Here is a 10674-nt window from a genome sequence, read left to right as displayed (position 1 = left end):
CAGACGGTTAACTGGCGTTGTTAACCCCGAACCGGCGTAGTAGACGGCCGGTGCCCGCCGCGGCGGGGTCGCCCGGGCACCCCTGCTGCCGCCCGCCGCACACTCCGCCCGCCCCCCGTCCCATGAGACGCTTTACGGCCCCGCCGCGCACCCCGGCTATCGTGGAGCCATGCGCGTCTACAACTTCTCCGCAGGCCCCGCACAGCTGCCCCTGCCCGTGCTCGAGCAGGCCGCCGCCGAGCTCACCGACTGGCAGGGCTCCGGCATGAGTGTGCTGGAGGTCTCCCACCGCGGGAAGGACTTCGTCGCCTGCGCCGCCGACGCCGAGGCCGCCTTCCGCCGCGTCGCCGGCGTCCCGGACAATTACCGCGTCCTCTTCCTTGCCGGCGGCGCCACCGGCCAGTTCTCCGCCATCCCCATGAACCTGGCCGCCCGCGGCGCCACCGCCGCCTACCTCAACACCGGCCAGTGGTCCAAGAAGGCCATCAAGGAGGCCGGCCGTCAGGGAGTGGACGTGCGCGTCGTCGCCGACGAGTCCGCCTCCGCCTACACCACCACCCCCGAGCCCGGCTCCTTCACCGTCCCCGCCGACGCCGCCTACCTGCACTACACGCCCAACGAGACCATCGGCGGCGTCGAGTTCCCCTACATTCCCGACGCCGGCGACGTCCCCCTGGTGGCCGACTTCTCCTCCACCTACCTCTCCCGCCCCCTCGACGTCGAGCGCTTCGGCGTCATCTACGGCGGCGCCCAGAAGAACCTCGGGCCCGCCGGCCTGGCGATCGTCGTCGTCCGCGAGGACCTGCTGGATCGCGCCCGCGAGGACGTGCCCGCCATCTGGGACTGGAAGGTCATGGCCGGCGCCGACTCCATGCTCAACACCCCGCCCACCTTCTCCATCTACCTGCTCGGGCTGATCCTGCACTGGATCGAGTCCACCGGTGGCCTGGAGGCCATGGGCGAGCGCAACCGCGCCAAGGCGGAGCGCCTGTACGCCGCCATCGACGCATCGGACTTCTACGACAACCCCGTTCAGGCGCGCTCCCGCTCCTGGATGAACATCCCCTTCACCCTGGCCGACCCCGCCCTCGACGCCGACTTCCTCGCCGGCGCCGACGCCGCCGGCCTGACCAACCTCAAGGGTCACCGCAGCGTCGGCGGCATGCGCGCCTCCATCTACAACGCCATGCCCGCCGACGGCGTCACCGCCCTGATCGACTACATGACCGAGTTCGAGCGCACCCGCGCCTGACGGTCCGCCCGGAAGCCCAGTAGCACCGCAGGAGAAGCCACAGCCATGACGAAGCAGTTCCGCATCCAGACCCTCAACGCCATCTCCGGCGCCGGCCTGTCCCGCTTCCCGGACGACCGCTACGACGTCGGCGGCAACGTCACCGAGCCCCACGCGCTGCTGGTGCGCTCGGCCAAGCTGCACGACGTCCCGATTCCGGACTCGGTGCTGGCGATCGCCCGCGCCGGCGCCGGTACCAACAACATCCCCGTCGACGCCATGACCCAGCGCGGCATCCCGGTGTTCAACACCCCCGGCGCCAACGCCAACGCCGTCAAGGAGCTGGTGCTGGCGGGCCTGTTCATCGCCTCCCGCAACCTCATCCCCGCCGCTCGCTTCGCCCACGAGCTCACCGGCGACGACGCCGAGATCGCTCGCGCCGTCGAGGCCGGCAAGAAGCAGTTCGTCGGCTTCGAGTTGCCCGGCCGCACCCTGGGCGTGATCGGTCTGGGCGCGATCGGCGTGCAGGTGGCCAACGCCGCGCTCGGGCTGGGCCTGAACGTGGTGGGCTTCGACCCCGGCATCAGCGTGGAGCACGCCTGGCACCTGAGTGCCGAGGTGGAGCGCGCCGAGTCCATGGAGGAGGTGTTCCGCCGCGCCGACATCCTCACCGTGCACGTGCCGCTGATCGAGTCCACCCGCGGCCTGGTCTCCACCCAGCGCATCGCGTTGATGAAGGAGACGGCGGTGCTGTTGAACTTCGCGCGCGCCGAGATCGTGGACGAGGCCGCCGTCGTCGCCGCCCTGGACGAGGGCACCCTGGGCGGCTACGTGTGCGACTTCCCCTCCACCGCCGTGCACAAGCACCCCAAGTGCATCTCGCTGCCCCACCTGGGCGCCTCCACCAAGGAGGCCGAGCGCAACTGCGCGGTGATGGCCGTGGACGAGCTGCGCGGCTTCCTCGAGGACGGCCAGGTCCACAACGCGGTCAACTTTCCCGAGGCGGTGCTGCCGCGCGAGCCCGGCACCCGCCGCCTGGTGATCGTCAACCAGAACGTGCCCAACATGGTCGGCCAGGTCTCCACCCTGGTGGCCGAGCGGGGCCAGAACATCGCCAACCTGCTCAACCGCTCCCGCGGCGACCTCGCCGTCACGCTCGTCGACGTCGAGGGCGAGCTCGGCGAGGACGTGCTCGAGCAGCTGCGTGCCATCGACGGCGTCCTGTCCGCCCGCGCTCTCGAGCCCGCCGCCTGAACCTGGGCGCTGACGCACGATCCTGCCCGCGCCAGCGCGCAGTCCACGACCTTCGGGCTAATCCACGACCCCGGGGAGGTCGTGGAACGTACCCCAAGGTCGTGTTTTGCGTGCGAGGCGGGTGGCGTGTGGGTCGTCGCTGCCTGCGGCGTGAGCGTCGAGGTCGCCTCGGCGGACCTATTGCCTTCTATTGCCTCTTCCCTTCCGCGCCCAACTGATCTACTATCTAGTAACTACTAGATAAGCGGCGAGGGCGCCGCACAGGAGGGCACAATGACGCAGCACCCGGACCGGCTCATCTTCGGAGCCGCCTACTACGACGAGTACACCCCCGCCGCCGCAGGCCCCGACCGGCTTGAGCGCGACATGCAGATGATGGTGGACGCCGGCTTCACCACCATCCGCATCGCCGAGTTCACCTGGGGCACCTGGAACCCCGCCCCCGGCGTCTTCGACTTCACCCACATCGACCGTGCCCTCGACGCCGCCGCCGCGCACGGCCTGGACGTCATCATCGGCACCCCCACCGCCGCCATCCCCACCTGGCTGGCCTCCCGCCACCCCGAGGTCCTCGGCGTCACCGCCGCCGGCCCCAACAAGTACGGGCCGCGCCAGAACATGAACATCCTCGCCCCCGCCTACCGCCACTACGCCGAGGCCGCCATCCGCGCCCTGGCGGAGCACACGGCGCCGCGCACGCACGTCGTCGGCTTCCAGCTGGACAACGAGACCAAGTACTACGACGCCGCCAACACCGACATCCAGCGCGCCTTCGTCGACCACCTCAAGGCCCGCTTCGGCGACGGGCAGGAGGGCCTCAACGCTCTGAACTCGGCGTTCGGCCTGAACTACTGGTCCAACCGGGTGGGCGCCTGGGAGGACTTCCCCGACGTCACCGGCACCATCAACGGCTCCCTTGCCGCCGCCTTCGACGCCTTCCGCCGCCGCCTGGTCACCGACTTCCTCGCCTGGCAGCGCGCCATCGTCGACGAGTACCGGCGCGAGGACCAGTTCGTCACCCAGAACTTCGACTACGAGTGGCGCGGCTACTCCTTCGGCATCCAGCCCGCCGTCGACCACTTCCAGGCCGCCGACGCCGTCACCCTGGCCGGCGTGGACATCTACCACCCCGGCGAGGACCACCTCACCGGCCGCGAGATCGGCTTCGGCGGCGACATCTCCCGTTCCCTGAAGGACGGCGACCCCTACCTGGTCATCGAGACGCAGGCGCAGGGGCAGATGGGCTGGCTGCCCTACCCCGGCCAGCTGCGCCTGCAGGCCTACTCCCACCTGGCCTCCGGCGCCTGCGGCGTCATGTACTGGCACTGGGGCTCCCTGCACAACTCCTTCGAGACCTACTGGAAGGGCCTGCTCAGCCAGGACTACACGCCCAACCCCACCTACCGGGAGGCCGTCACGATCGGCCGCGAACTGGGCACCCACGCCGACTCGCTCGCCGGCCTGCGCAAGCACAACCGGATCGCCATCATGGTCTCCAACGAGGCCTACACGGCCCTGGAGTGGTTCAGCCTAGAGGCCGGCTTCCCGCGCCAGTACGCCGGCGGCGGCGCCAACTACAACGACGTCTTCCGCTGGGTCTACGACGCCCTGTTCGACCTCAACCTGGAGGCCGACATCGTTCCCGCCGACGCCCCCGTCGAGCGCCTGGGCCGCTACGCCGTGCTGATCACCCCCGCCCTTTACGTCACCCCGCAGGCCACCACCGACGCCCTGCGCGCCTACGTGGCCGGTGGCGGCCACCTGGTCACCACCTTCCGCACCGGCGTCGCCGACGAGAACGTGCAGGTCTTCACCGACCGCCAGCCCCACGGCCTGTCCGCCCTGCTCGGCTTGGGCACCGACCAGTTCACCCGCCCCGACGGCGTCGCCCTGCGCCCGGTGGGCGCGCTCGCCGCGGCCCTGGGCGACGACGGCATAGCAGCCGACCCGGCAGTGGCGGCAGAACTGGCCGCCTCCACCTTCATGGAGCTGCTCACCCCCGTCGACGCCGCCGCTCGTGAGGGCGACGCCGAGGTGGAGGTGCTCGCCGAGTACGACCACCACGCCTGGTCCGGACCGGCGGTGGCCACCCGCGCCGTCGGCGCCGGCTCGATCACCCACCTGGCCACCATGACCGCCCCGGCGCTGGCCCGCGCCGTGCTGCGGCTGGTGGCCGAGCGGGCGGGCGTGACCGACTGGGCCCAGGACCTGGCCGGCACCGTCACCGTGCGCCGCGGCACCAACGGCCGCGGCCGGGAGCTGAGCTACTTCCTGAACTACTCCCACGACGCCGTCGCCATCGCCCTGCCGGTGAGCGGGGACGACGTGCTCGGCACCGCCGCCGCCCCGGGCGCCCGCCTGGAGGCCGGCACCACCGTCACCCTCCCCGCCTGGGGCGTCCTCGCCGTCGAGGCCTGAGTCGCCTTGGGCAACCGCAACGAAGCACAAAACCCGCATCATTAGGAGAACCCATGACCGACACCAGCCCAGCTGGCACCCCCGCCGCCAAAGCCGCCGGCTTTCAGTTCTACGCCACCACCGAGGCCGACCCCTGGTTCACCCCGGACACCCCCGTCACCATCGAGCCGATGCGGACCTTCCCGGGTGCCTTCCTGCGTCTGGACGCACCCGCCCAGGAGATCGACGGCTTCGGCGTCTGCTTCAACGAGCTCGGCTGGGTGGCGCTGTCCCGCCTATCCGAGGCCGAGCGCACCGAGGTGCTGCGGCAGATCTTCGCGCCCGGCGTCGGCACCAACCTGTCCACCTGTCGCATGCCGGTGGGCGCCAACGACTTCGCCACCGACTGGTACTCCTACGACGAGGTCGACGGCGACTTCGCCCTGGAGCACTTCAGCGTCGAGCACGACGACGCCACCCTGGTGCCCTACATTCAGGCCGCCAAGGCCCAGCGGCCCGACCTGACCCTGTGGGCCTCCCCGTGGGGCCCGCCGTCGTGGTTCAAGCGCAACAAGCACTACGCCTGCGCCGCTCCCAACCCCATGAGCGAGCAGACCAACTTCGACAACGGCCTGTCCCCGGACAACCAGATCGAGGAGGGCACCGACGGGCTGATCCTGAGTGAGGAGGTGCTGGACGCCTATGCGCGCTACTTCGGCAAGTTCATCGACGCCTACGCCGAGCGCGGCATCGACATCTCCATGGTCATGCCGCAGAACGAGTTCAACTCCGCCCAGATCTACCCCGCCTGCACCTGGACGCCGGAGGGCCTGATCGCCTTCCTGAAGCACCTGATCCCGCAGATGGAACGGCGCGGCGTGAAGGTCTTCTTCGGCACCATGGAGCGCCCGGACGACACGATGGTGGAGAAGGTGCTGGCCGACCCGGAGGTGGGCCCGCACATCGCCGGCGTCGGCTTCCAGTGGGACGGCAAGCGGGCCGTGCCCTTCGTCCACCACAACCACCCGGAGCTGAAGATCTACCAGTCCGAGCAGGAGTGCGGCGACGGCAAGAACGACTGGCGCTACGCCCGCTACGCCTGGACCATGATGCGTCACTACTTCAACAACGGCGCCAGCGTCTACGACTACTGGAACCTGGCCCTGGACGAGGGCGGGGTCTCCCGCTGGGGGTGGAGCCAGAACTCCCTGGTGACCGTGGACCCCGAAACCGGCAGGAGCCGCTTCACCTACGAGTACTACGTGCTGCGACACCTGTCCGGCTTCGTGCAGCCGGGCGCCCGGTTCGTGCCGGCGCTGTCCTACACGGGGTATGAGAACCTGCTGGCCTTCCACAACCCGGACGGCTCGGTGGTGGTGGCCGCACAGAACGACATGACCACCCCGCAGGAGTTCGTGGTGGGCGTGGGCAGCAAGAACGTGTCCTTCACCGCCCCCGCCGACTCCCTGGTGACCGTGGTGGTGCCCGCCGAGTACGTGGAGGTGGCCCCCAAGCCGCTGGCCTGAGCGGCGCGCGGAGCGCAGGCGAAGTTAGGAAGGCGGAGTCGGGAGCGGTCGGCGGTAGCGACGCGCGGGAGCAGCAGGCCAGGGCTTGTCAGCCGCAGCCCTCGTGCCTCGGGCCGCTCCCGCCAGCCCCGGCCACGCCTGCGGCCCGCTGCTCCCGCCCCGCCGTCGTCGGCCTGCTGCCTTTCCCGCGCATGCTCGTGCGCATTCCACGACCTTGGTGACACTGCACGACCTTGGGGTACGTTCCACGACCACCCCGGGGTCGTGGAACGTACCCCAAGGTCGTGATTTGCATGAGCGTCAGCGGTAGTCGTCCCAGACCGGGGAGGGGAACAGCACCGCCTCCCAGCGCGCCCACTCCTCGACCAGGGAGATGGGCGGGCGGCGGAAGAAGCGGAGTTGTGCGCCGTCCATCGCCTCGATCGCCATCTCCACCAGCGGCCGCATCGACTCCCAGCCGCCCGCCGCCATGACCTCGGGGGGCAGCCGCCACGTGAAGGAGGAGTAGTAGTCCCACACCTGGTCGGGGCGGTCGATGAAGCGTTCGTAGGCGGGATGACGCGGGTCGGTCGCCTCCACGCCCAGCGTCATGTACAGCTCCATCAGTTCCGGGCGAGCCTCATTGAAGGCCACCAGGTAGCGGAAGTAGGCCGGCAGGCTGATGCCCTCGGGGTGGGTGGCGGCCGGGTCGCCGGAGTCGATGAAGTCCTGCGGGGTGCCCTGGCGGTCGTAGCGATCGTTCAGCAGCAGCTCCAGCAGGCCGTCCTTGGTGCCGATGTAGTGCAGCAGCCCGGCCTGGGTGATGCCGACGGCGTCCGCCACCTCCTGCAGCGACAGCCCGTTGAATCCGTGCTTGGCCACCAACTCGGTGGCGACATCAACGATCTGCTCGCGCCGCTGGGCGGCGGTCATGCGGTGGCGTTTGGGGGAGGACGGCGGCATGCGCCGATCCTATGGCCCGGGCTCGTTAACTGCCCGAATCCGGGACAAACGCGCCCGCAGCGGCGACGGCGCGATTACGGATCGTTGAGATCGCGCGGTTGTACGAGTGGTTGCGAGGCGGTCGGCCGCCGTTTGTCCCGGATGGCGACAATGAGGCGCGCCCGGCCGGGGCATGGTGTCTCGGCCGGGCGCGTGGGCACATCCGTTCAGCGCACCTTGCGGATCGCCAGGATGGAGAAGCAGCCGACGACGGCGCAGACGATCGAGATTGGGAACACCAGGGAGTAGCTCCCGGTGCGGGTGACCACGAAGGAAGTGATGATCGGGCCGCACATCTGACCGAAGGTGGTGGACATGTTCAGGATGCCCAGGTCCTTGCCGGCCGTCTCGGGGTCGGGCAGCACATCCACGTTCAGCGCCTGGTCTACGGAGCCGTAGACCGCGTAGCCGAATCCGGCGATGGCGGCGAACAGGTACATACCCGTTGTCGTCGGCATGATCCAGGGCATTGCGACTCCCAGGGCGAAGCACAGGGAGGCCATCACCACCGGCACCTTGCGGCGGTGCAACAGGTCGGACAGTGGGCCGCCGATGAAGCCGCCGGCGAGACTGACCACCAGGATGATGGTGTTGGTAAGTGCGACGGTGGAGGCCACCTGTCCGGCGGACAGATCCAGATAGTCCTGAATGATGTAGAGCTGGTAGGCGTTGATCATCTGGTAGGAGATGAGCATCGTGAAGCGGCCGAAGAACGCCTTGTAGAAGTCGCTGGCGCCGTGGGTGGGGGGAATGAATGAGCGGGCGAGATCAGCCAGGGACTGGCCCGCCGGAGGCAGGTCGGCGGAGGAGCGCTCGCGCGGCCACAGCGCCACGGCAACGATGCCGGAGATACCCATGAGGATGCCGCCGACCACGAAGCCCGAGGTTGCGGCAGAGCCTCCGGTGATGAAGGAGGCGCCGATGATTGCGCCGAGCGGGTAGCCCATCGCCGCGCCCACGCCCCAGAAGGTGGACATGGTGCCGCGAATGGACTCGGGTACGCGGTCGGACAGCACGGCGATCGCCGGGGCGAGCATCATGTTCAGGCCGACCATGCACAGGCAGTAGTCGAGCGTGAGCAGCTTGGTGTTGCCGATGACGCCAACGGCGAAGAGCGTGACTCCGCCGATGATTCCTCCCCAGACGACCCAGGGGGTGCGGCGCCCAAGACGTGAGCGAGTGCGATCGGAGAAGTTGCCGAAGATCAGGTTGGAGACCAGCGAGACGATGGCGGTGATTGCGTTGATGGTGCCGAGAAGCGCATCGGGGTTGGCAACTCCCAAGTCCTTCAGGCGTTGAGGTAGGAGCACCGAGGCGATGATGCTCAGGCCGACTGCCCAAAGTACGGATATCAGGAGAAAACCTGCGCCGAAGCGCACCATGGCGCCTCGGTCGAGCGGTAGGCCGGTGTCGGGGGCGAGGTTGGAGGGAGCCGAGGCGTCTTCCTCGGCGGGGGTCGCGGGCTGCTGTGCCATGTGCGTGGACCCTTTCATTGAACGGCGATGTTCACCAACGGCAGTTACTTACTACTTAGTAAGTACGTCGGGAAGACTAATCGCCGTTCGCGGTTGTTGTCAAGGGTTGCCAAAGCGTTTGCTAGCTCGATTCGGGCGTTCGTGCCTCGCACCCACCCTTGCCGAGGCGATTGCGGTATCAGCGCTTCGCGCCGACGTCGGCCTGGGCGACCCGCGCGGCCGAAGCCCCCCGCGGCCGCGGCTCCCCGAGTGGACTCACGCCGTCGTAACGCGCCTTCCCAGCCGGATCTCACAGCGGACGCTGACCGCCGTCGGCGCGCCCATGCGGAAGGCTATGCCCATGCGTCTGACCGACGACCTCAAGGACCTCGCCTCCGTCCCGGCCTTCCGGAGCCTGCTGGGCGTCCGCCTGGTGTCCCAGACCGGCGACGGCATGGTGCAGGCGGGCCTGGCCACCCTGTTCTTCTTCCAGCCGCAAAACATGACCACCGCCTCCGGCGTGGCCGCGGCCCTGGTGGTTATGCTGCTGCCCTTCAGCGTCGTCGGCCCCTTCACCGGGCCGTTCATCGACCGCTGGCGCCGTCGGCAGACCCTCCTGTACGGCAACCTGGCGCGCGCCGGCGTCATCGCGCTGACCGCGCTCGCGCTGCGCGCCACCGGCATCGGCCCGGCCGTGTACGTGCTCGTCCTGGTGGCGCTGGGCATCAACCGCTTCCTGCTGTCCGTGCTGTCCGCCGGGCTGCCGCAGATCATCGACCACCGACGCCTGCTGACCGCCAACTCGATCGTGCCCACCCTGGGCGGTGCCGCCACCGCGATCGGCGCCGTCATCGGCTTCGTGCTGCGCCTGGCGCTGCCGGCCGGGACCGCCCAGGACACCGCCAGCCTGCTGACCGCCATGGTGCTGTATGTGCTGGCCGCCGGGGTGGTCACCCGGCTCGGCGCCAACCAGCTCGGCCCGGACAAGCCCGCCGACGACGGCCTGGGCGCTGCGCTCGCGGCCACCGCCGGCGACCTTGCCGACGCCGTGCGCTACCTGGTGCGCCGGGGCACCCCCGGTCTGGCGCTGACCACCATGGCGCTGCACCGCTTCGTGTACGGCATGCAGGTGATCACCATGATCCTGACCGCCCGCAACCTGCTCGCCGCCCCCGAGGACGCCGACACGGGGCTCGCCATCTTCGCCACCCTGATGGGCGCCATGGTCGCCGGCCACGGCCTGGCGGTGGTGCTCACCCCGCTGGCCCACGAGCGCGTGGCGCCGTCGACCTGGATCGTCATGTGCCTGCTCGGCGGATCGGTTGGCCAGTTGATCCTCGTGGGCACCCACCAGCAGGCGCTCATGACCGCGGGGATCTTCATCTTCGGCGTGGGCGTGCAGGGTGCCAAGATCGCCGTCGACACCATCGTCCAGGCCGACACCGCCGACGCCTACCGCGGCCGCGCCTTCTCCATCTACGACGTCCTTTTCAACACCGCCGAGTGCGTGGCGGCCGGCGTGGCCGTGCTGGTCATGCCCGACGTCGGCTGGTCGCGCCCGGTGCAGGTGGCGCTGGTGGGCTTCGTGTGGTGCGTGGCCCTCATCTACCGGGCGTGCGTGCGCGCCCTGCACGACCGACCGCGGGAGGTTGCCGGCCTGCCCGGGCTGGGCTGAGGGGCCCTCGCGCCGCAATGAGACTGCGCGCGACGGGGGTGCAGATGTTGCTTCTGCGTAATAATTGGGGGATGAAGCGCGTCCTCGTGACCGGTGGCGGCGGGTACCTCGGGTCGAATCTGCTGCCGCGGCTCGCGGCGGCGGACTGGAAGGTGC

General features: G+C 69.6%; 7 protein-coding genes. 5 read left to right on the top strand and 2 right to left on the bottom strand.

Annotated features, from left to right (window positions below):
• The first annotated feature begins 169 nt into the window (after positions 1–169).
• From serC to BN1056_RS04530, 4 genes are all read left to right on the top strand, one after another.
• Entirely contained in the window at positions 170–1252 is a 1083-nt protein-coding gene (gene serC / locus BN1056_RS04545; RefSeq protein ID WP_210579431.1) for a 3-phosphoserine/phosphohydroxythreonine transaminase, read from the top strand.
• A 45-nt stretch (positions 1253–1297) separates the two neighbouring features.
• Positions 1298–2485, top strand: a complete 1188-nt coding sequence (locus BN1056_RS04540) for a phosphoglycerate dehydrogenase (RefSeq protein WP_111819042.1) — start codon at positions 1298–1300, stop codon at positions 2483–2485.
• Between the two features lie 273 nt (positions 2486–2758).
• The gene (locus BN1056_RS04535) at positions 2759–4903 is read left to right on the top strand and encodes a beta-galactosidase (RefSeq protein ID WP_210579430.1); all 2145 of its coding nucleotides are present in this window, start codon (positions 2759–2761) and stop codon (positions 4901–4903) included.
• A 53-nt stretch (positions 4904–4956) separates the two neighbouring features.
• A complete protein-coding gene (locus BN1056_RS04530) occupies positions 4957–6408 on the top strand; it encodes a glycoside hydrolase family 30 protein (protein WP_210579429.1) in 1452 nt (483 codons plus the stop codon).
• Positions 6409–6708: 300 nt separating this feature from the next.
• On the opposite strand, the gene BN1056_RS04525 is transcribed toward BN1056_RS04530, so the two are convergent.
• Positions 6709–7350, bottom strand: coding sequence for a TetR/AcrR family transcriptional regulator (locus BN1056_RS04525; protein WP_210579427.1), 642 nt, complete (start codon positions 7348–7350; stop codon positions 6709–6711).
• Positions 7351–7556: 206 nt separating this feature from the next.
• Positions 7557–8864: an MFS transporter gene (locus BN1056_RS04520; protein WP_210579425.1), complete on the bottom strand. Its 1308-nt coding sequence runs from the start codon at positions 8862–8864 to the stop codon at positions 7557–7559.
• Between the two features lie 340 nt (positions 8865–9204).
• Between BN1056_RS04520 and BN1056_RS04515 the strand changes: the two genes are divergently transcribed.
• Entirely contained in the window at positions 9205–10518 is a 1314-nt protein-coding gene (locus BN1056_RS04515; protein ID WP_210579423.1) for an MFS transporter, read from the top strand.
• The last annotated feature ends 156 nt before the right edge of the window (positions 10519–10674 follow it).

Origin of the sequence: Actinomyces succiniciruminis (genome assembly GCF_900002405.1) — a bacterium.
GTDB lineage: Bacteria > Actinomycetota > Actinomycetes > Actinomycetales > Actinomycetaceae > Actinomyces > Actinomyces succiniciruminis.
Note: the sequence above shows the minus strand (reverse complement) of the source record. Positions and strands in the feature narration are given on the sequence as shown.

Bases quoted from the DNA above. Each gene is read 5' to 3' on its own strand.
- serC (WP_210579431.1), top strand. From the start codon at position 170: ATGCGCGTCTACAACTTCTCCGCAGGCCCCGCACAGCTGCCCCTGCCC.
- BN1056_RS04530 (WP_210579429.1), top strand. From the start codon at position 4,957: ATGACCGACACCAGCCCAGCTGGCACCCCCGCCGCCAAAGCCGCCGGC.
- BN1056_RS04515 (WP_210579423.1), top strand. From the start codon at position 9,205: ATGCGTCTGACCGACGACCTCAAGGACCTCGCCTCCGTCCCGGCCTTC.
- BN1056_RS04520 (WP_210579425.1), bottom strand. From the start codon at position 8,864: ATGGCACAGCAGCCCGCGACCCCCGCCGAGGAAGACGCCTCGGCTCCC.
- BN1056_RS04525 (WP_210579427.1), bottom strand. From the start codon at position 7,350: ATGCCGCCGTCCTCCCCCAAACGCCACCGCATGACCGCCGCCCAGCGG.
- BN1056_RS04540 (WP_111819042.1), top strand. From the start codon at position 1,298: ATGACGAAGCAGTTCCGCATCCAGACCCTCAACGCCATCTCCGGCGCC.
- BN1056_RS04535 (WP_210579430.1), top strand. From the start codon at position 2,759: ATGACGCAGCACCCGGACCGGCTCATCTTCGGAGCCGCCTACTACGAC.